Origin of the sequence: Pseudomonas hamedanensis (assembly GCF_014268595.2) — a bacterium.
GTDB classification, from domain to species: Bacteria; Pseudomonadota; Gammaproteobacteria; order Pseudomonadales; family Pseudomonadaceae; genus Aquipseudomonas; species Aquipseudomonas hamedanensis.
In genome coordinates this window covers 1162180-1182822 of record NZ_CP077091.1, presented here as the reverse complement: position 1 = coordinate 1182822, position 20643 = coordinate 1162180, and the positions used below count along the sequence as shown (strand labels likewise).

15 protein-coding genes are annotated in these 20643 nt (G+C 60.8%); 8 read left to right on the top strand and 7 right to left on the bottom strand.

Going from position 1 to position 20643, the window contains the following annotated elements; all coding sequences use genetic code 11:
- Positions 1 to 21: 21 nt before the first annotated feature.
- From HU739_RS05025 to HU739_RS05015, 3 genes are all read right to left on the bottom strand, one after another.
- On the bottom strand, positions 22 to 972 hold the full coding sequence (locus tag HU739_RS05025) for a SphA family protein (protein ID WP_186552310.1): 951 nt from the start codon (positions 970 to 972) through the stop codon (positions 22 to 24).
- Between the two features lie 189 nt (positions 973 to 1161).
- Entirely contained in the window at positions 1162 to 1929 is a 768-nt protein-coding gene (locus HU739_RS05020; protein WP_217844301.1) for a hypothetical protein, read from the bottom strand.
- 107 nt (positions 1930 to 2036) lie between these two features.
- Entirely contained in the window at positions 2037 to 2465 is a 429-nt protein-coding gene (locus HU739_RS05015) for a YciI family protein (RefSeq protein ID WP_186552308.1), read from the bottom strand.
- A gap of 232 nt (positions 2466 to 2697) precedes the next feature.
- Between HU739_RS05015 and tpx the strand changes: the two genes are divergently transcribed.
- The 7 genes from tpx (at position 2698) to HU739_RS04980 (ending at position 15801) form a co-directional block, all read left to right on the top strand.
- On the top strand, positions 2698 to 3198 hold the full coding sequence (gene tpx, locus HU739_RS05010; RefSeq protein ID WP_186552307.1) for a thiol peroxidase: 501 nt from the start codon (positions 2698 to 2700) through the stop codon (positions 3196 to 3198).
- 174 nt (positions 3199 to 3372) lie between these two features.
- Complete coding sequence (locus tag HU739_RS05005) at positions 3373 to 4677, top strand: MdtA/MuxA family multidrug efflux RND transporter periplasmic adaptor subunit (RefSeq protein ID WP_186552306.1); 1305 nt, start codon at positions 3373 to 3375, stop codon at positions 4675 to 4677.
- A complete protein-coding gene (locus HU739_RS05000) occupies positions 4674 to 7775 on the top strand; it encodes an MdtB/MuxB family multidrug efflux RND transporter permease subunit (RefSeq protein ID WP_186552305.1) in 3102 nt (1033 codons plus the stop codon). Before HU739_RS05005 ends, HU739_RS05000 begins: the two co-directional genes overlap by 4 nt.
- A gap of 142 nt (positions 7776 to 7917) precedes the next feature.
- A complete protein-coding gene (locus tag HU739_RS04995; RefSeq protein ID WP_186552189.1) occupies positions 7918 to 11025 on the top strand; it encodes an efflux RND transporter permease subunit in 3108 nt (1035 codons plus the stop codon).
- On the top strand, positions 11022 to 12491 hold the full coding sequence (locus HU739_RS04990) for an efflux transporter outer membrane subunit (RefSeq protein WP_186552188.1): 1470 nt from the start codon (positions 11022 to 11024) through the stop codon (positions 12489 to 12491). Before HU739_RS04995 ends, HU739_RS04990 begins: the two co-directional genes overlap by 4 nt.
- Positions 12492 to 12845: 354 nt before the next feature.
- Positions 12846 to 14927, top strand: coding sequence for a putative bifunctional diguanylate cyclase/phosphodiesterase (locus HU739_RS04985; RefSeq protein ID WP_186552187.1), 2082 nt, complete (start codon positions 12846 to 12848; stop codon positions 14925 to 14927).
- A gap of 127 nt (positions 14928 to 15054) precedes the next feature.
- Positions 15055 to 15801: an SDR family oxidoreductase gene (locus HU739_RS04980; protein ID WP_186552186.1), complete on the top strand. Its 747-nt coding sequence runs from the start codon at positions 15055 to 15057 to the stop codon at positions 15799 to 15801.
- A gap of 83 nt (positions 15802 to 15884) precedes the next feature.
- Here the strand turns inward: HU739_RS04980 and HU739_RS04975 are convergent, their stop codons facing one another.
- The 4 genes from HU739_RS04975 to HU739_RS04960 form a co-directional block, all read right to left on the bottom strand.
- On the bottom strand, positions 15885 to 16328 hold the full coding sequence (locus tag HU739_RS04975) for a hypothetical protein (RefSeq protein WP_186552185.1): 444 nt from the start codon (positions 16326 to 16328) through the stop codon (positions 15885 to 15887).
- Positions 16329 to 16450: 122 nt separating this feature from the next.
- Positions 16451 to 17860, bottom strand: coding sequence for a GntR family transcriptional regulator MpaR (gene mapR / locus HU739_RS04970; protein WP_186552184.1), 1410 nt, complete (start codon positions 17858 to 17860; stop codon positions 16451 to 16453).
- 133 nt (positions 17861 to 17993) lie between these two features.
- Positions 17994 to 19424 (bottom strand): cytochrome c oxidase accessory protein CcoG, encoded by a 1431-nt coding sequence (ccoG, locus tag HU739_RS04965; protein WP_186552183.1) that lies wholly within the window; start codon positions 19422 to 19424, stop codon positions 17994 to 17996.
- Positions 19425 to 19619: 195 nt separating this feature from the next.
- On the bottom strand, positions 19620 to 19868 hold the full coding sequence (locus tag HU739_RS04960; RefSeq protein WP_186552182.1) for a DUF3203 family protein: 249 nt from the start codon (positions 19866 to 19868) through the stop codon (positions 19620 to 19622).
- Between the two features lie 124 nt (positions 19869 to 19992).
- On the opposite strand from HU739_RS04960, the gene HU739_RS04955 reads away from it, so the two are divergent.
- Positions 19993 to 20505 (top strand): MgtC/SapB family protein, encoded by a 513-nt coding sequence (locus tag HU739_RS04955; protein WP_186552181.1) that lies wholly within the window; start codon positions 19993 to 19995, stop codon positions 20503 to 20505.
- Positions 20506 to 20643: the final 138 nt, after the last annotated feature.

The following is a 20643-nucleotide window of genomic DNA, read 5'->3' as shown; positions in this document are numbered from 1 at the left end:
GAACAATCCTTTGTGGCCGTACTAGAAGAACGCCAGGGTCAGGTTAACGCCCACGCCGTTGCCTTGCGGGCGGTTCTTGGTGTCGAATTCCGGTACCCAGCGTGCACTGACGCTGGCTTGGGCATCGGCAAATTTGCCGCTCCAACCGACCACCGGGCCAGCGCCGACCGAGCGCCCGCGAAAGCCGTTGAAGCTGTCGGCGGTCTGGCCCTTGTCGTCGGTCAATTGCTGAACGTAGCCGGCGGCCAGACCGGCGCTCCAGCCACTGCCGAAGCCGTGGGTCCAGAGGGCATCGAGGCGAAAAATGTTGCCGTTGCGGTAATCCGTGGCGGTGTTCTCGCTGTACATCTCAAGGGCAGACATCAGGCTCAATTCACCGCCCTTGCCATCCAGGTGCGTGAACGCCAGGGTCGGCATGAACGTGTAGGTGTTCTGCCCGGCGTTAGCCAAGCGATCCTTGTTGTAGGCACCGGTGGGCAGGTATATCGGTAATGACAGCGACAAGTGGTTGGCTTCGTCGAAGTGATAGCCGGCGGCAAGCGGGGTGATCAGCGCATCGGCGAACTGGGTGGCGGAATCGCTGTCGCCCAGCGTGCGCCCGCGCGGGCCGGTGACAGCGCTTTTAATGTCGGTGTGTTGCACCGGCACCCCGGCGGCCGAGGCGAAATTCCAGCGCCCTTTGCCGGTGTCCCAGACGTGAGTGAAGTTGGCCATGGTGTAGGCGATTTTCAGGTCGATCCCGCCGCTGACCGCGCCGGAGATTGGCGCACCTTTGCTGCCCTTGAGCGAGCCGTCATAGCCGATGCTCGTCAGCGACATGATCCAGCCCGGCTCCGGCGGCACGATGCCCGCATTGGAGAACACCTGCTGGCCGGTCAGCGGTCGACCGCCACCTCCTTCGGCGGCGAACAGCAAAGGACTGCCGATCATGCACAGCGCCAATAGTGGGCGCACAACGTAACGCTGGACCATCAGCCCTTCCCCGATTCCCTGGTAGCACATGAACAATTCAGCACAGGCCGGACGTTTCGATGTAATCCCTTGCTTATCAAGCCTGTAGGACGCGTCTGAATGAAACTAGCAGCTAATCGGGGGTTAGCCAGTCGCTGGGATTAATTGTTTGGTTTTGTGCCGCGAGTCGCAATTACGGGGGGACGAGGGCTAAAGTTTCGCCGCGTGCAGATCGAGCCACTCATGGACAGCGTTCATTCGTACGCCTATGAACGACCCGGCCTTGCGCTCCAGCTCAATAAGAATCGCGACCGCGCAGGTAGGATAAAACCCATTGCTGTGCGGGATATAGTCGAAGCAGCCCTGGATCAGGCCGCCGCTCATGCCATCGGGGTCAGGCGCCTGAAGGGGCAGATTGTCATCGTTGAAGTTGCCGGTTTTGGAAAACTCCAGTGCGACATGGTATTCGGGCAGGAAACGGTGGTGGGGGAAGACCTTGGCGCTTGTATCGTAGGTGCTGTAGACGAAGCCTTCGGGGATGAACATGCGATTGAGCCGAGCGGCTTTTTTCGCCAGTTGCGTATTTTTCGGACCGGGGTAACCAATGAGTTGGTAAAACTTGATCCGTTGGCTGTTTGCCGGGGTTTCAATCAAGTCGCGCTGGATGAAATTGATCTCGCCGTTGCATTCATCCAGAACTTCATCCGGCACCACCATTGCACCGATGTCGAACGGGTCTTTGCTCCGGCTGCCCTGTGTCGCACTGGTGTTGGACACCAAGGCTTTGATATAGGGAAGTTTGAACACCTTGTTGGCGGCGTACAGATAGGCTGCTTCTTCGCCCTCGAGGTCTTCGAAAACATGGGCGGCACTGACAATGAGCAACTTGCCGTCATGAAAGAAGAACGTCCCGGAACCGATGGGGTCGTACACATCGCCTTTTTTCAGCATGAACATCACAACAGACTTTCTAAGCATGCAGCATAACCCCTGATCCTTGAGCGCCGACGCGTCCGGTAAATGGCCGCGTCGCGAGTTTATGACAGGGAGAGGGTATGGCAAAGCAACCCGTTGCCGGGTCGGTCTCAGGTGTTTTTCTTTGCCAGTTCGCGGACGCGTTCTTCTTGCTCGCGCGCTTGCGGGGTGAATTCATCGCCGAAATCTTGTGCCGAAAACACTTGGCGAATCTCGATTTCGGCATCGCTGCCCGGCATCGGGTGGGGACAGCGCTTGACCCATTCGATCGCTTCTTCCCTGGACTTGACGTCCCAGATCCAGTAGCCGGCAATCAATTCCTTGGTCTCGATGAACGGACCGTCTATTACGCTGCGCTGGTCACCGGAAAATCTGACCCGCGCGCCCTTGCTGCTCGGGTGAAGGCCGTCGGCTCCGACGAGAATGCCGGCCCTGGCCAGTTCTTCGTTGAAATTGCCCATGGACGTCAGCAGTTCCTGGCTGGGCATGATTCCCGCTTCGGAATCGGCGCTGGCTTTGACGAGAATCATGAAACGCATGGCAAGTGCTCCTTGGAGTGGGGAAGGTTCACTGCTTAATCGAATGGGGTAGAGCTGAATCGACAGAACCTGAAATATAAATCCGCTCTTCTGTAGGAGTTCGGCAGGTTGTATACAATCGCAGTCGCCAGCAACCAACAATTTCACACAGGGCATAGGTCGGCGGCCGATTTCGTGGTTAACTTCCGCCTCTTGCATGCTTTCCAATCACACCATCAGAAGGACTCAAGTCATGGCTCAAGTCACCCTTAAAGGCAATCCGGTTCAAGTCAACGGCCAATTGCCACAAGCCGGTTCCAAGGCGCCAGCCTTTTCCCTGGTCGCCGGCAATCTGTCCGACGTTTCCCTGCAAGACTTCGCCGGCAAGCGCAAAGTCTTGAACATTTTCCCAAGCGTTGACACTCCCACCTGCGCGACCTCCGTGCGCAAGTTCAACGCTCAAGCCAACGAGCTCGCCAACACCGTGGTGCTGTGCATTTCCGCTGACCTGCCGTTCGCCCAGGCACGTTTCTGCGGCGCTGAAGGTCTGGAAAACGTGCAGAACCTGTCGACCCTGCGCGGCGCCGAGTTCATCGAGAACTACGGCGTGGCCATTGCCGACGGTCCGCTGAAAGGCCTGACCGCTCGCGCCGTGGTAGTACTGGACGAAAACGACAACGTCCTGCACAGCGAACTGGTCAAGGAAATCGCTGAAGAGCCGAACTACGAAGCGGCACTGTCCGTTCTCAAGTAAGGCTTTTACAATTGTTAACGGCCTGGCCCTGTCCAGGCCGTTTTCATTTGTGTATCAGTGTTTTGCCTCACACCTTGAAACGTCAGTGGAAGGTAAATTGCCGGTAAAGCTGCTTTGCTAAATCCACACCAGTGCTTATCGTTCAGCCTCCCGTAAAAGAAGCCCACGCGCCCAATGGTTAATCACTCCATGCAATCGTCCCCCCGTCACTCCCGTCGCTGGCTGATCAGCCTGCTGGTCTTGTTGGTCATCGCCGTCCTGTGCTGGAAATTCTGGCCCGCCGGTTCCGCTGACAAGGCCGGCGGCGACAAAGCCGCCGGGCATACCGGGCGTTCGGGGATGATGCGGCCGGGCTTCGGCGGCGGCAGCGGGCCGGTGCCGGTGCGTGTGGCGCCGGCGGTCACGGGCGATTTCCCGCTGTACTACAAGGCGCTGGGCACCGTCACCGCGCTCAACACGATCAACGTGCGCAGCCGGGTCGGCGGCGAACTGGTGAAAATCCATTTTGAAGAAGGGCAGATGGTCAAGGCCGGCGACTTGCTGGCGGAAATCGATCCGCGTCCCTACCAGAATGCCTTGCTCCAGGCCGAAGGTACGCTGCTGCAAAATCAGGCGCAGCTGAAAAACGCCCAGGTCGACGTCGAGCGCTATCGCGGTCTTTATAAAGAGGACAGCATCGCCAAACAGACCCTGGACACCGCTGAAGCGCTGGTCGGTCAGTACCTGGGCACGGTCAAGACCAACCAGGCGGCGGTCAACGACGCCAGGCTCAATCTCGAATTCACCAAGATCCGCGCGCCGATTGCCGGTCGTGTCGGCCTGCGTCAAGTCGATGTCGGCAACCTCGTCACAGCGAACGACACCACGTTCATCGCCGTCATCACTCAGACCCAGCCGATCAGCGTCGCCTTCACCTTGCCGGAAAACAGCCTGGAAACCGTGCTGGCCCGTTACCGCAGCGGCGCGAAACTGCCGGCGGAGGCGTGGGATCGTGGCGATACCAAACTGCAAGCCACCGGCGTGCTGCAAAGCCTCGACAACCAGATCGATGTCGCCACCGGCACCCTGAAATTCAAGGCCCGTTACGACAACCGCGATCAAGCGCTGTTTCCCAACCAGTTCGTCAACGTGCACTTGCTGGCCGACACGCTCAAAGGCGTGGTGCTGGCCCCGTCGGCGGCGATTCAGTTCGGCACCAACGGCACCTTCGTCTACGCGCTGGACGGCGACAAGAAAGTCACCATCCGCCAACTGAAGATCGGCGCCAGCGATGGTGAAAACACCGTCGTCACCGAAGGCCTGGCCGCAGGCGACCGGGTGGTGCTTGAAGGCACCGACCGCTTGAAGGAAGGCAGCGAGGTGGAAGTGGTCAACGACAGCAATCAAGTGCCGACCACGCCGACCGAACACCTGCAAGGCAAGTCCGCCGCGAGCACCCCGGACGCCGCCGTGACTGACAAGGCCAAGAAGGGCGCATGAACATTTCGCGGCTGTTCATCCTCCGTCCGGTAGCCACCACCCTGAGTATGCTGGCGATCGTCCTCGCCGGTCTGATCGCCTATCGGCTGCTGCCGGTGTCGGCGCTGCCGCAGGTCGATTACCCGACCATCCGCGTCATGACCCTGTATCCCGGCGCCAGCCCGGACGTGATGACCAGTGCGGTCACCGCGCCACTTGAGCGCCAGTTCGGCCAGATGCCGGGCCTCACGCAGATGGCCTCGACCAGTTCCGGTGGCGCCTCGGTGCTGACCCTGCGTTTCAGCCTCGACATCAACATGGACGTCGCCGAGCAACAGGTGCAGGCCGCAATCAACGCCGCGACCAACCTGCTGCCGACGGACTTGCCGGCGCCGCCGGTGTACAACAAGGTCAACCCGGCGGACACGCCGGTACTGACCCTGGCCATCACCTCGAAAACCATGCTGCTGCCCAAGCTCAACGACCTGGTCGATACGCGCATGGCGCAGAAAATCGCCCAGATCAGCGGGGTCGGCATGGTCAGCATTGCCGGCGGCCAGCGCCAGGCCGTGCGGATCAAGGTCAATCCCGAGGCACTGGCCGCCGCCAGCCTGAACCTTTCCGATGTGCGCGCGCTGATCGCTGCCTCCAACGTCAACCAGCCGAAAGGTAATTTTGACGGCCCGACCCGGGTGTCAATGCTTGATGCCAACGACCAGCTGACTTCGCCCGAGGATTACGCCAACCTGATCCTCGCCTACAAGAACGGCGCGCCGTTGCGGCTCAAGGACGTCGCCGAGATTGTCGATGGCGCCGAAAACGAGCGCCTGGCCGCTTGGGCCAACCAGAATCAGGCGGTCCTGCTGAACATCCAGCGCCAGCCCGGCGCCAACGTGATCGAGGTGGTTGACCGCATCAAGGCGCTGCTGCCGAGCATCACCGACAACCTGCCGGCCGGCCTCGATGTGACGGTGCTGACTGACCGCACCCAGACCATCCGCGCCTCGGTCACGGACGTGCAGCACGAACTGCTGATCGCCATCGCGCTGGTGGTGATGGTGACGTTCCTGTTCCTGCGCCGCGCCAGTGCGACGATCATTCCGTCGGTTGCCGTGCCGCTGTCGTTGATCGGCACCTTCGGCGTGATGTACCTGGCCGGCTTCTCGGTCAATAACCTGACGCTTATGGCGTTGACCATCGCTACCGGTTTCGTCGTCGACGATGCCATCGTGATGCTCGAGAACATCTCGCGCTATATCGAAGAAGGCGACAGCCCGATGCAGGCCGCGCTCAAGGGCGCGAAGCAGATCGGCTTCACCCTGATCTCCCTGACGCTGTCGTTGATCGCAGTGCTGATTCCCCTGCTGTTCATGGGCGATGTGGTCGGCCGCTTGTTCCGCGAGTTCGCCATTACCCTTGCGGTGGCGATCCTGATTTCCCTGGTCGTCTCGCTGACGCTGACACCCATGATGTGCGCGCGATTGCTCAAGCGTGAGCCAGAGGCCCATGAGCAGGGCCGTTTCTACCGCACCAGCGGCGCCTTCATCGACTGGATGATTGCTGAATACGGGCGGATGTTGCGCTGGGTACTCAAGCACCAGCCGCTGACCTTGCTGGTGGCGATCGGCACGCTGGCGCTGACCGTGTTCCTTTATATGGTCGTGCCCAAGGGCTTCTTTCCGGTGCAGGACACCGGGGTGATCCAGGGCATTTCCGAAGCGCCGCAGTCGATTTCCTTTGCGGCGATGGGCGAGCGTCAGCAGGCGCTGGCGAAGATCATTCTCGAAGACCCTGACGTGCAAAGCCTGTCGTCGTACATCGGTGTCGATGGCGACAACGCCACGCTCAACAGCGGGCGCCTGCTGATCAACCTCAAGCCTCACGGCGAGCGCGATCTGACCGCGACTGAAGTGATCGCCCGCCTGCAACCGCAACTGGACAAACTGGTCGGCATCCGCCTGTTCATGCAGCCGGTGCAAGACTTGACCATCGAGGACCGTGTCAGCCGTACCCAATACCAGTTCAGCTTGTCCTCGCCGGATTCCGAACTGCTCAACCAATGGAGCGGACGGCTGGTCGAAGCGCTGGCACAGCGTCCGGAGCTGACCGACGTTGCCAGCGACTTGCAGGACAAGGGCTTGCAGGTCTATCTGGTGATCGACCGCGACGCCGCGTCACGCCTCGGCGTTTCGGTGTCGAACATCACCGATGCGCTGTACGACGCTTTCGGTCAGCGGCAGATCTCGACCATTTACACCCAGGCCAGCCAGTATCGCGTGGTGCTGCAAGCCCAGGCTGGCGAGAGGATCGGCCCGCAGGCGCTGGATCAGATCCATGTGAAAACCACTGACGACGCCCAGGTGCGGCTGTCCAGCCTGGCGCATATCGAGGAGCGTCAGGCGCAGTTGGCGATCAGCCACATCGGCCAGTTCCCGGCGGTGATGATGTCGTTCAACCTCGCGCCCGGCGTGGCGCTGGGGCATGCGGTGGACGTCATCGAACAGGTGCAGCAAGAGATCGGCATGCCGGTTGGCGTGCAAACCCGCTTCCAGGGGGCGGCCGAAGCGTTCCAGGCTTCGCTGTCGAGTACCTTGCTGTTGGTCCTGGCGGCGGTGGTGACCATGTATATCGTGCTTGGCGTGCTCTACGAGAGTTATATCCACCCGATCACCATTCTCTCGACCTTGCCGTCGGCGGCGGTGGGCGCCTTGCTCGCCTTGCTGCTCAGCGGTAATGATCTGGGGATGATTGCGATCATCGGCATCATTCTGCTGATCGGTATCGTCAAGAAGAACGCGATCATGATGATCGACTTCGCCCTCGACGCCGAGCGCAACCAGGGCATGGCGCCGCAGGAGGCGATCTATCAGGCGGCGCTGCTGCGCTTCCGGCCGATCCTCATGACCACCCTGGCCGCGTTGTTCGGCGCGGTGCCGCTGATGCTCGCCACCGGTTCGGGCGCCGAACTGCGCCAGCCGCTGGGCCTGGTGATGGTCGGCGGGTTGCTCATGAGCCAGGTGCTGACTCTGTTCACTACGCCGGTGATTTACCTGTACTTCGACCGCCTTGGCCGTCGGTTTGGCAAGAGCAAGGCTGACGGCGAAGAGGTGTCGGTATGACTGTCGGAACGCACAACCCCTGTAGGAGTGAGCCTGCTCGCGATGAGGCCGGCACCAGCACCATTAATGTAAACAGACACACCGCTATCGCGAGCAGGCTCACTCCTACAGGGGTTCGGCGTGACGCTGGGGATCGTGTTCAATGAACCTCTCCGGCCCATTCATCAAACGCCCCGTGGCAACCATGCTGCTGTCCCTGGCAATCATGCTGCTGGGCGGTGTCAGCTTCGGGCTGCTGCCAGTCTCACCGTTGCCACAGATGGACTTCCCGGTCATCGTTGTGCAGGCCAGCCTGCCCGGTGCCAGCCCTGAGGTCATGGCCTCGACGGTGGCGACGCCGCTGGAGCGCTCGTTCGGCGCGATTGCCGGCGTCAACACCATGAGCAGTCGCTCCAGTCAGGGCTCGACGCGGGTGATTTTGCAGTTCGACCTCGACCGCGACATCAACGGTGCGGCGCGGGAAGTGCAGGCGGCGATCAACGCCTCGCGCAATTTGCTGCCGAGCGGGATGCGCAGCATGCCCACCTACAAAAAGGTCAATCCGTCGCAGGCGCCGATCATGGTGCTGTCGCTGACCTCGGACGTGCTGGAAAAAGGCCAGTTGTATGATCTGGCCTCGACTATTTTGTCGCAGAGCCTGTCCCAGGTGCAGGGCGTCGGTGAAGTGCAGATCGGCGGCAGTTCGCTGCCGGCGGTGCGCATCGAACTCGAACCGCAGGCACTCAACCAGTACGGTGTCGCCCTCGATGATGTGCGCAAGACCATCGCCGACGCCAACGTGCGCCGGCCCAAGGGTTCGGTGGAAGACGCGCAGCGGCTGTGGCAGATCCAGGCCAACGACCAACTGGAAAAAGCCAAGGATTACGAATCGCTGATCATCCACTACGCCGACGGCGCTGCACTGCGCCTCAAAGACGTGGCGAAGGTCAGCGACGGCGTCGAAGACCGCTACAACAGCGGTTTCTTCAACGATGACGCAGCGGTGCTGCTGGTGATCAACCGGCAGGCTGGCGCCAATATCATCGAGACGGTCAACGAGATCAAGGCGCAGTTGCCGGCCCTGCAAGCGGTGCTGCCGGCCAGCGTCAAGCTGAACCTGGCGATGGACCGCTCGCCAGTAATCAAGGCCACATTGCACGAAGCGGAAATGACCCTGCTGATCGCCGTCGTCCTGGTGGTGCTGGTGGTGTTTCTGTTCCTCGGCAATTTCCGCGCCTCGCTGATTCCGACGCTGGCGGTGCCGGTGTCGCTGGTCGGCACCTTTGCGGTGATGTACCTCTACGGTTTTTCGCTGAACAACCTGTCGCTGATGGCGTTGATTCTCGCCACCGGCTTGGTGGTGGACGACGCCATTGTTGTGCTGGAGAACATTTCCCGGCACATCGACGAGGGCGTCAAACCGATGCAGGCCGCGTATCTCGGCGCCAAGGAAGTCGGTTTTACCTTGCTGTCGATGAACGTGTCGCTGGTGGCAGTATTTCTGTCGATCCTGTTCATGGGTGGCATTGTCGAAAGTCTGTTCCGCGAGTTCTCCATCACCCTGGCCGCGGCGATTGTCGTGTCGCTGGTGGTGTCCCTGACGTTGACGCCGATGCTCTGCGCCCGTTGGCTCAAGCCACACACGCCGGGGCAGGAAAACCGCCTGCAACGCTGGAGCCGGCGCACCAACGACTGGATGGTCGGCAAATACGCCGTGAGCCTCGATTGGGTCTTGCGCCACCGCCGCTTGACGCTGCTCAGTCTATTGATCACGGTCGGCGTCAACGTCGCGCTGTATGTGGTGGTGCCGAAAACCTTCATGCCCCAGCAGGACACCGGACAGTTGATCGGTTTTGTGCGCGGCGACGACGGTCTGTCGTTCAGCGTCATGCAGCCGAAAATGGAAATTTTCCGCCGCGCCGTGCTCAAGGATGAGGCGGTGGAGAGCGTCGCCGGCTTCATCGGGGGCGGCAACGGCACTAACAACGCCTTCATGATCGTGCGCCTGAAACCGATCAAGGAACGCCAGTTGTCTGCGCAGAAAGTCATTGAACGCCTGCGCAAGGAAATGCCCAAGGTCCCCGGCGCGCAGTTGATGCTGATGGCCGACCAGGACCTGCAGTTTGGCGGCGGGCGCGAGCAGACCTCGTCGCAGTACAGCTACATCCTGCAAAGCGGCGATCTCGGTGAGTTGCGCAAGTGGTATCCGAAAGTGGTCACGGCATTGCGCGCCTTGCCCGAACTGACTGCCATCGATGCCCGCGAAGGCGCCGGCGCGCAGCAGGTGACGCTGATTGTCGACCGCGACCAGGCCAAACGCCTGGGCGTAGACATGGACATGGTCACGGCGGTGCTGAACAACGCCTACAGTCAGCGGCAGATTTCGACGATCTACGACAGCCTCAACCAGTATCAGGTGGTGATGGAGGTCAATCCGAAATACGCTCAGGACCCGGTGACACTCAAGCAGGTGCAGGTCATTACCGCTGACGGTGCGCGGGTGCCGTTGTCGACGTTCGCTCATTACGAAAACAGCCTGGAAGACGACCGGGTCAGCCACGAAGGCCAGTTCGCGTCCGAGTCGATTGCCTTCGACATGGCCGAAGGCGTGACGGTGGAGCAGGGCAGTGCCGCCATCGAGCGGGCGATTGCCAAGGTCGGGCTGCCGGAAGATGTCATTGCGAAAATGGCCGGTACGGCTGATGCCTTCGCCGCGACGCAGAAGAGCCAGCCGTTCATGATCCTCGGCGCGCTGCTCGCGGTGTACCTTGTGCTCGGCGTGCTGTACGAAAGCTACATCCACCCACTGACCATCCTGTCGACGCTGCCGTCGGCCGGGGTCGGTGCGTTGCTGTCGATCTATGCGCTGGGTGGCGAATTCAGCCTGATTTCCCTGCTCGGGCTGTTCCTGCTGATCGGCGTGGTGAAGAAAAACGCCATTCTGATGATTGACCTCGCGCTGCAACTGGAGCGCCATCAGGGCCTGTCGCCACTGGAGTCGATCCGCAGCGCGTGCCTGCAACGTTTGCGGCCGATCCTGATGACCACGCTGGCGGCGATCCTCGGCGCCTTGCCGCTGCTGCTCGGCCGGGCCGAGGGCGCGGAAATGCGCCAGCCGCTGGGGCTGACCATCATTGGCGGTCTGGTCTTCAGCCAGGTCCTGACCCTTTACACCACACCTGTGGTTTACCTCTATCTCGACAAGCTGCGCCATCGCTTCAACCATTGGCGTGGCGTGCGCACTGACGCCGCTCTGGAAACTCCGCTATGACTGACCGTTCGCTTTTCAATCTGGCCACTGTTCGCGGTTCGCGGCTGTTGAGCCTGTCGCTGTGCGTGGCGATGCTCAGTGCCTGTGCTGTCGGCCCCGATTACCAGCGTCCGCAGACCGCTGAAATCGCTCAGTACAAGGAAGCCGAAGGCTGGCGCCAGGCCAACCCGAGCGATTCGCTGGCCCGCGGGGCCTGGTGGGAGTTGTACGGCGATCAGCAGCTCAATGTTTTGATCGAGAAACTCAACAGTTCCAACCAGACGGTGGCGCAATCCGAAGCCCAGTATCGCCAAGCTCAGGCGTTGGTGCGCAGCGCACGCGGGGCGTTTTATCCCAGTGTCGACCTGAGCCTGGGCAAGACCCGCTCCAGTCAGGGCACCGGCAGCAGCAGTTCGAGCCTGAGCAGTTCTTCCAGCGGGATTCGTGACACCTACAACGCGCAACTGGGCGTGAGTTGGGAGGCCGATGTATGGGGCAAGCTGCGCCGAGGCCTGGAGGCGGACGAAGCCAGTGCCCAAGCGAGTTTTGCCGACCTGGCGGCCATGCGCCTGAGCCAACAGTCGGAACTGGTGCAGAACTACCTGCAACTGCGTGTGATCGATCAGCAGAAACGGTTGCTCGAGGCCACCGTTGCCGCTTACGAACGCTCGCTGAGAATGACCGAGAACCAATACCGCGCCGGGGTTTCCGGGCGTGACGCGGTGGCGCAGGCGCAGACCCAGTTAAAAAGTACTCAGGCCGATCTGGTCGATCTGATCTGGCAGCGCGCGCAATTTGAAAACGCTATCGCCGTGCTGACCGGCGAAGCGCCGGCGAACTTCAGCATTGCCGAAAGCCAGACCATCCCGAACTTGCCGCAAGTGCCGCTGAGCCTGCCTTCGCAGTTGCTTGAGCGGCGTCCGGACATCGCCTCCGCCGAGCGCTCGGTGATCGCCGCCAACGCCAACATCGGCGTGGCGAAAGCCGCCTATTATCCGGATCTGACCCTGAGTCTGAGCGGGGGCTACAGCAGCAGTACATCGAACAACCTGATCAGCCTGCCGAACCGTTTCTGGTCGGTTGGCCCGCAGCTGTCGTTGCCGCTGTTCGACGGCGGCATTCGTTCGGCCGAGGTTGATCGCACTGAAGCGGCCTACGACCAGACCGTCGCCAAATACCGCCAGACCGTGCTCGACGGTTTCCGCGAAGTGGAAAACTACCTGGTGCAGCTGAAAGTGTATGCCGACGAAGCGGCCGTGCGCCAGGAAGCGCTGGATGCCGCGCGCGATTCCCTGCGCCTGACGGAGAACCAGTACAAGGCCGGACTGATTGCCTATATTGACGTAGTGGTGGTGCAGGCGACGGCGTTGAGCAATGAGCGCAGTGTTTTGAACATTCTGCAAAACCGCCTGATTGCCAGCGTGCAACTGATCGCCGCGCTGGGCGGTGGCTGGGACGGCCAACTGGATGTCAGCGACAAGCGCTGAGCCTTGTGGGCGTGAGCCTGCTCGCGATAGCGTCGCTCCCAGTGATCGTTCCCACGCTCTGCGTGGGAATGCCTCAACGGACGCTCCGCGTTCGGCTCTGAAAGGGACGCGGAGCGTCCCGGGCTGCATTCCCACGCAGAGCGTGGGAACGATCATCAACACGGCCAGAGTTGTCGGCAGCGGGTCTGGTTAAGTCCATTCCTGAGCGTTGTAGGACGATCGAACAAGCGTTTCATCGGCCTGATGGCAAAATGATTACTTTGTCAGTGCGTTCTTCCGCGCAATCAGTACAATCGCCGGATTTTCCTGACCGAGAATGGATGCAATACGGTCTTGGTCGGCACGAGAATCCCCATGCTCATCGGCAGCTACTCCTTCACCCTGGTTTTCATTTCGCTGTGCGTGGCGATTCTCGCCTCCTACACAGCGCTCGACCTGACCGGGCGCATCGCTACCGCCAAGGGCCGCGCCGTGCATTTCTGGACGGCGGGCGGGGCGTTGGCCATGGGGGTTGGCGTCTGGTCGATGCACTTTATCGGCATGCTCGCCTTCAAGTTGCCGATCGATCTGGGTTACGACATCGCGCTCACGGCGCTGTCGCTGCTGATCGCCTTGCTGTCCTGCGGATTCGCCTTGTGGCTGGTCAGCCAGCCAAAACTGCCGCTGCTGCAACTGGCCTTCGGTGCGTTGATCATGGGCGCGGGCATCAGCGCCATGCATTACACCGGTATGGCGGCGCTGCGCATGACCCCCGGCATCGACTACGACCCGACGTTATTCAGCGCCTCGTTGCTGATTGCCGTGGGTGCTTCGGCGGCCGCGTTGTGGATCGCCTTTCGCCTGCGCCAGCATTCGCCGTATGTAGGCCTGATCCGCGCCGGCGCGGCGGTGATCATGGGCATTGCCATTGTCGGCATGCACTACACCGGCATGGCGGCCGCACAGTTTCCCGATGGCAGTTTCTGCGGCGCGACGGTCAATGGCCTGAAAGGCAACGGGCTCGACAGTCTGGTGTTGGTCACCACGCTGGCGGTGTTGTCCATCGCCTTGCTGACGTCGATCCTCGACGCTCGCCTCGAAGCACGCACCGCTGATTTGGCGCATTCGTTGACGGTGGCCAACCGCGAACTCACGCAACTGGCCCTGCACGACACCCTCACCGGCCTGCCCAACCGCATGCTGCTCGATGACCGCATCAGTCAGGCGATCAACAAGGTTCACGAGCAGGGCGGTTGTTTCGCCTTGATGTTCATCGATCTGGACGGTTTCAAACCGGTCAACGATGCCTTCGGCCATCACATGGGCGACCAACTGCTGCGCGAGGTCGGTGTGCGCCTGCGCGAGGATCTGCGCAGCCAGGACACGCTGGCGCGGATCGGCGGCGATGAATTCGTCCTGCTGGTGCGCCTCACCGAGCCCGACGATGCCGTGAGTCTGGCGGCGCGGCAGGTCGGTTTGATCGCCCAGGCGTTCCGTGTTGCTGAACACGACCTGCAGATTTCCGCCAGTGTCGGCATCGCCCTGTACCCGGGCAATGGCCAGAGCGCGCAAGAGCTGCTGATGAACGCCGATGCCGCGATGTACCACGCCAAGGGCGGCGGCAAGAACGGCTACAGCTTTTTCGACGCCTCGATGAATAACAACGCCCGCAAGCAGTTGCAGTTGGTGCAGGACTTGCGCGCGGCGCTGGAACACAATCAGTTCAGCCTGCATTACCAGCCCAAGTTTGACGCCGCCAATGGTCGCGCGGTCGGCGCCGAAGCGTTGCTGCGCTGGGAGCATCCCGTGCACGGCTTGCTGATGCCCGACACGTTTATCGATCTGGCAGAGAAAACCGGTTTGATCATCCCGATGGGCGAGTGGGTGCTCAACGAAGCGTGTCGGCAGATGCGCGAGTGGTACGTGCTCGGCTACACCGATTGGCGCATTGCGGTAAACCTCTCGGCGTTGCAGTTTTGTAATGCCGGACTGGTGCGCAGCGTTGCCAAGGCGCTGCGCACGCACCACCTGCCGGCGAACAGCCTGACCCTGGAGATCACCGAAACCACCGCCATGAGCGATGCCGATGCGAGCATGACGGTTTTGCAGGAACTGTCGGACATGGGCGTCGACCTGTCGATTGACGACTTCGGCACCGGTTATTCCAGCCTGATGTACCTCAAGCGCCTGCCGGCCAATGAGCTGAAGATCGACCGCGGTTTCGTTCGCGACCTGGAGCACGACAGTGATGATGCGGCGATCGTTTCGGCGATTGTCGCGCTCGGCCAGGCGCTGGGGTTGCGCATCGTTGCCGAAGGCGTCGAAACCGGTGTGCAGCAGGACTTCCTGACCAAACTGGGCTGTGATTCGTTACAGGGCTACCTGCTTGGGCATCCGCTGCCGGCTGAGCGCTTCTTGCAGGACATCGTGCGCGGGGAGCGCATGGCGGTGGTCTGATAGACCCCCGTGGGAGCGAGCCCGCTCGCGAAGACGTCCTGACAGGCGCCACAGACTCCATGCAAAACCTGCCAATGGCAGTTATTCTTGCCCCGACTGTTACGTGTGCACGTGGGGGAAAGCCAGCATGGATAAAGTCATTGTCATCACCGGTGGCGGGCGCGGGATTGGCGCGGCTACGGCGCTGTTGGCTGCCGAACAAGGCTATCGGATCTGCATCAATTACCAGTCCGATGAACAGGCCGCGCACGCCGTGCTGGAACAGGTTCGCGCCTTGGGCGCCCAGGCCATTGCAGTGCGCGCCGACGTCAGCATTGAAGACGAAGTGGTTGCGATGTTTCACCGCGTCGACAGCGAACTGGGCCGCGTCACCGCACTGGTGAACAACGCGGGCACCGTCGCACACAAATCGCGGGTCGACGAAATGTCCGAGTTCCGCATTCTCAAAATCATGAAAACCAACGTCCTGGCACCGATCCTCTGCGCCAAGCACGCGATCCTGCGCATGTCGCCCAAACATGGCGGGCAGGGTGGCAGCATCGTCAACGTGTCATCGGTGGCCGCACGCCTGGGCTCGCCAAACGAATACGTCGACTACGCCGCCTCCAAAGGCGCGCTCGATACCTTCACCATCGGCCTGTCCAAGGAAGTCGCGGGCGAGGGGATTCGCGTCAACGCGGTGCGTCCGGGCTACATTTACACCGATTTCCACGCGCTGAGCGGCGATCCGGACCGGGTCAGCAAGCTCGAATCGGCGATCCCCATGGCGCGGGGCGGACGCCCGGATGAAGTGGCGGAGGCGATTGTCTGGTTGCTGTCGGACAAGGCGTCGTATGCGACGGGGACGTTTGTTGATTTGGGCGGTGGGCGCTGATGTCGCTGGTTTTTTTGTAGCGTCAGGCAGGTTTGCAGCGGTCGACGCGAAACGATCGCGTTGACCGCTGTCTTGCGGTGCCGTCAGTCTTGGACGATCTCAATGTCATCGAAACCAACCCTCTGGCCCACACCTTGCTCGGGACCTTCGACGAAAAATGTAAGTCCGGTCACGTCGTCGCGCGTTGGCGTCCATTCGCCTTGCACCACATGCCAGTTGTTATCGATCGGAGGGTGATCAAATACCATACCACCGGAAGGGGCGGCGTAAAGTCGCAATGTTTCCAACTTGAAGCCAAGTGGAAAGCGGATGCGAAACTTCACGTGCATCTTGGTTTGTTTGAACGCAACAGGGAACCTTTTATCTATCGTAGCGAGCGCTGTTATGCCGCCAGGAAAACCAGCCGTAGTAAACACTGCTGTATAGTGCGGCGATTCGATCGTTCCTCCGCCGTTAGTGTCACGCCAGCCGTTGGCGTTGCCATTGCTGAAATCGGTAAAGTCGTGAACAGCCTTGGAGTTTGTCATGAGATTGCACCTGCCTGTTTAGAGAGAACTAGCGCTGTAGATTCAGTCAGACAGGCCATCAAACGTCTACTGTCAGAAATTACAGGTTCTTCTACAGTTTTCTACCGTTTGTCCGAGTATCTTCAAAACGACCGCACAATCCGCCCCAGCGTCTCCATGGCCTTTTCCGAAGCCTCGGTCCACGGGCTGCCGTAGTTCAACCGAATGCAGTTCCTGAAGCGCTGGGTCGGCGAGAAGATCGGCCCCGGGGCAATGCTGATGCCTTGTGCCAGCGCCATCTGAAACAGCTTCAGCGAATCCATCTGCTCCGGTAATTCCAGCCACAAAAAGTAGCCGCCGGCCGGTTGGCTGACCCGGGTCTGTGCCGGAAAATAACGGGCAATCGCTGCGAGCATCGCGCTTTGCTGCTCTTCAAGGGCGTAGCGCAGTTTGCGCAGGTGGCGGTCGTAGCCGCCGTGTTGCAGGTAGTCGGCAATCGCTGCTTGCGCCGGCATCGAGGCGCATAGCGAGGTCATCAGTTTCAGCCGCTCGATTTTCTGCGCGTAGCGCCCGGCGGCGACCCAGCCGATGCGGTAGCCGGGGGCGAGGCTTTTGGCGAACGAGCCGCAATGCATCACCAGGCCCTCCGTGTCGAACGCCTTGGCCGGTTTTGGCGCCTGCTGACCGTAATAGAGTTCGGCGTAGACATCGTCTTCGATCAGCGGCACCTGATGCTGGCGCAGCAGTTCTACCAGTTCCTGCTTCTTCGCCTCGGGCATGGTTGCGCCCATCGGGTTCTGGAAACTGGTCATGCACCAGCACGCCTTGATCGGGTGCCGCGCCAGGGTTTGCGCGAGGACGCCGAGGTCGATGCCGTCGCGCGGGTGCACGGGGATTTCCACCGCTTTGAGCTTCAAGCGCTCAAGCACTTGCAGGCTGGCATAAAACGCCGGGGCTTCGATGGCCACCAGATCGCCTGGCTCGGTCACCGCTTGCAGGCACAGGTTCAGGGCCTCGAGGGCGCCGTTGGTGATCAACAATTCTTCCATCGGCAACATCAGGCCGCCGACCATGTAGCGCAGGGCGATTTGCCGACGTAACTGCGGGTTGCCCGGCGACATGTCGGTGACGACCATGCGCGGGTCCATTTCCCGGGCAGCGCTGGCTAATGAGCGTGACAGGCGCTGCAACGGGAACAAACCCGGACTGGGGAACGCCGAGCCGAAGGGCACAGTGCTCGGGTCCTTGATTGAGTCGAGTACCGAAAACACCAGCTCACTGACGTCGACTTCGGTGGATTCGTTGACCTGGCTGCTGATCACCGGCTCGGAAAACGGGCTCGGCGCATGGGTGTTGACGAAGTATCCGGAGCGCGGCCGCGCGCGGATCAGCCCGCGCCGTTCCAACAGGTAATAAGCCTGGAACACCGTCGACGGGCTGACGCCGTAGGTCTGGCTGGCATAGCGCACCGAGGGCACCCGCTGGCCGGGACCGAGTACGCCGGAGCGGATCAGTTCTGCGATGTCGTCGGCGAATTTTTCGTAGCGTTTCATGGTGGATCCGGGTGGGTGCTTATGGGGGAGTCGCGGCGGCTTCATTCGCGAGCAGGCTCGCTCCCACAGGGGAACGTGGTCAATGGTGCGAGCGAGCCTGCTAGCGAATGAAAGCACTGCAATCTAAGGGCAATCAGCGATTCAGCGGCGCAACAAATCGGCTCTTCGCCACGCTGTAAACCTGCGGCTCGTCAGTGTCTTCAATCCTGAAATTCAATGTCTGCGAGCTGCTGGCCGGCCGCTCGGTAGTCATCGCCACCGATACCGGCACGTCGATAATCTCCCCCGGCGCCAGGCTTAGTGCCGTTTTGCCCTGCAATTCGAACCCATCGCCATCAAGCAGACTCAACCGGTAATCCTGCCGCTGCTGAGTCTTGTTGATCACCTTGAGCGAATAGATATTCTCGATCTGCCCCTGAGCATTCTCACGAAACAATCCGCGATCCTTGGTCACATCCAGCGACACCATTGGCCGCTCGACCAGTGCCAGCGCCAAGGCGCCGATCATCACCAGCAGCACCGCCGTGTAGCCAATCAGGCGCGGGCGCAGCAGATGCGTCTTGCCGCCCTGCAATTCGCGTTCGGAACTGTAGCGGATCAAGCCGCGCGGGTAATGCATTTTGTCCATGATCGAGTCGCAGGCATCGATGCACGCCGCGCAACCGATGCACTCCATCTGCAAACCGTCGCGTATGTCGATACCGGTCGGGCAGACCTGCACGCACAGTTGGCAATCGATGCAATCGCCCAGGCCTGCGTCTTGCGGCTTGACGTCACGTTTGCGTGGGCCACGGCTTTCGCCCCGGGCGACGTCGTAGGCGATGGTCAGGGTGTCCTTGTCGAACATCACACTCTGGAACCGCGCATACGGGCACATATGCATGCACACCGCTTCGCGCAGCCAGCCGGCATTGATGTAGGTGGCGGCGGTGAAAAACAGCACCCAGAACAGGCTGACGCCACCGATCTGCAAGGTCAGCAGTTCTTCGGCCAGCGGCCGGATCGGGGTGAAGTAGCCGACAAAGGTCAGCCCGGTCAGCACACTGATCGCCAGCCACAGGGTGTGCTTGGCGGCGCGCCGGGCCAGCTTGTTCAGGCCCCACGGTGCCGCTTGAAGTTTGATCCGCTGGTTGCGTTCGCCTTCGGTGATTTTCTCGCACCACATGAAAATCCACGTCCACGAACTTTGCGGGCAGGTGTACCCGCACCAGACCCGCCCGGCGAACACGGTGATGGCGAACAGGCCGAACGCGGCAATGATCAGCAGGGCCGACAGCAAAATGAAATCCTGCGGCCAGAACGTCGCGCCGAAGATGTGGAATTTGCTTTGCGAGAGGTCCCACAGCACCGCCTGCCGTCCGCCCCAGTTCAGCCACACCGTACCGAAAAACAGCACGAACAACAGTCCCGCGCCGCTCATGCGCAGGGTGCGGAACAGACCGGTGAAACTGCGGGTCTGGATCGGCTGGTCACTGGGCCTTGCCGTCGCCTTCATCGGGCGTGCGGGCACGCTTTTTATTGTTGGCGGCGCTTCTACGGTTCGGACGGGGATTTGTTCGCTCATGGTCGTTCGCTCATCAGCCTCCATCAGGCCGAGGGACTATGAGCGCCGATCTGTTTGCATAACAGACTCAGGTCTGGCAATAAAAAGCGGATCAGATGAGGTTTTGCGTAACGCCTGCGACAACTTGAAGCAACTTGCCGAATGAGGCGCAAACGGCTAACGCAGGCGCTTGCGCGGGGTGTTGATCAGGGTCAGTCAAATCACCGAATCACCCGTGTCTGCTTTCAGGTGTTCACGACCGTCCCTGGCTCCGGCGACGGTCAAGGCGTCGGCTTCTGCTTCGGTGATGTAGACCCGTTTGCCTTCTATCTCCACGAACGACATGGCTTTTTCGCTATCGGTCATGACTTCCAGCGTGTCGCAGATGCGAATTTCTTCGCCATGTTCGACGGTGAAAAAACAGACTTTCTGCTCGGGGTTGGATTCATCGATTCGAACGGGCATCGCGGCAGTCCTTTTTTCCATTGAGGTCTGCACATTAGGAAGCGAAGCGCGTGGATCGTTCGGCGCAACCGATTAATGGTCGACGTTGTCCATCCTTTATCAAGCCAATAACAAGGACTGCACGATGGAAGACTGGTGGGATGAAGTGTGGAAAACCCTGGAAGCCGAATTTGCCGACATCGGCGACACCGCGCAAATGACCCGCATTACCGTGCGTCTGCTGATGGCGGCGATTCTTGGCGGCATTCTCGGTTTCGAGCGTGAACATAAAGGCAAGGCAGCAGGTGTGCGCACGCACATGCTGGTGGCGTTGGGTGCTGCACTGTTCGTACTGGTGCCGCAGACATCGGGCGCAGAATCCGATGCCATGAGCAGGGTATTGCAGGGTGTGATCGCCGGGATCGGTTTTCTCGGCGCGGGCACAATCCTGAAAAATCAGCAGGGCGACGAATCCCATGTCAAAGGCCTGACCACGGCCGCCGGGTTATGGATGACAGCGGCAATCGGTGTGGCAGTGGGGCTGGGCAAGGAAGCGACAGCGCTATTGAGCACCATTCTGGCGCTGGCGATTTTCAGCGTGATGCCTTATGTGGTGAGGATGTTCGAAAAGGATGTCGACAAGAACGACCACCTCTAGATCCCTGATGCCTGATCGTTCCCACGCTCTGCGCGGGAATGCCGCAACGGACGCTCTGCGTTCGGCTGAGTGGGACGCGGAGCGTCCCGGGCTGCATTCCCACGCGGAGCGTGGGAACGATCAACGTCGCGCGGGAAC

What these genes read in the sequence shown, in the direction of transcription:
- mapR (WP_186552184.1), bottom strand. Translation starts at nt 17,860, where the DNA reads ATGAAACGCTACGAAAAATTCGCCGACGACATCGCAGAACTGATCCGC.
- HU739_RS04985 (WP_186552187.1), top strand. Translation starts at nt 12,846, where the DNA reads ATGCTCATCGGCAGCTACTCCTTCACCCTGGTTTTCATTTCGCTGTGC.
- HU739_RS04990 (WP_186552188.1), top strand. Translation starts at nt 11,022, where the DNA reads ATGACTGACCGTTCGCTTTTCAATCTGGCCACTGTTCGCGGTTCGCGG.
- ccoG (WP_186552183.1), bottom strand. Translation starts at nt 19,424, where the DNA reads ATGAGCGAACAAATCCCCGTCCGAACCGTAGAAGCGCCGCCAACAATA.
- HU739_RS04975 (WP_186552185.1), bottom strand. Translation starts at nt 16,328, where the DNA reads ATGACAAACTCCAAGGCTGTTCACGACTTTACCGATTTCAGCAATGGC.
- HU739_RS05020 (WP_217844301.1), bottom strand. Translation starts at nt 1,929, where the DNA reads ATGCTTAGAAAGTCTGTTGTGATGTTCATGCTGAAAAAAGGCGATGTG.
- HU739_RS04955 (WP_186552181.1), top strand. Translation starts at nt 19,993, where the DNA reads ATGGAAGACTGGTGGGATGAAGTGTGGAAAACCCTGGAAGCCGAATTT.
- HU739_RS05015 (WP_186552308.1), bottom strand. Translation starts at nt 2,465, where the DNA reads ATGCGTTTCATGATTCTCGTCAAAGCCAGCGCCGATTCCGAAGCGGGA.
- HU739_RS04995 (WP_186552189.1), top strand. Translation starts at nt 7,918, where the DNA reads ATGAACCTCTCCGGCCCATTCATCAAACGCCCCGTGGCAACCATGCTG.
- HU739_RS04960 (WP_186552182.1), bottom strand. Translation starts at nt 19,868, where the DNA reads ATGCCCGTTCGAATCGATGAATCCAACCCCGAGCAGAAAGTCTGTTTT.
- HU739_RS04980 (WP_186552186.1), top strand. Translation starts at nt 15,055, where the DNA reads ATGGATAAAGTCATTGTCATCACCGGTGGCGGGCGCGGGATTGGCGCG.
- HU739_RS05005 (WP_186552306.1), top strand. Translation starts at nt 3,373, where the DNA reads ATGGTTAATCACTCCATGCAATCGTCCCCCCGTCACTCCCGTCGCTGG.
- HU739_RS05025 (WP_186552310.1), bottom strand. Translation starts at nt 972, where the DNA reads ATGGTCCAGCGTTACGTTGTGCGCCCACTATTGGCGCTGTGCATGATC.
- tpx (WP_186552307.1), top strand. Translation starts at nt 2,698, where the DNA reads ATGGCTCAAGTCACCCTTAAAGGCAATCCGGTTCAAGTCAACGGCCAA.
- HU739_RS05000 (WP_186552305.1), top strand. Translation starts at nt 4,674, where the DNA reads ATGAACATTTCGCGGCTGTTCATCCTCCGTCCGGTAGCCACCACCCTG.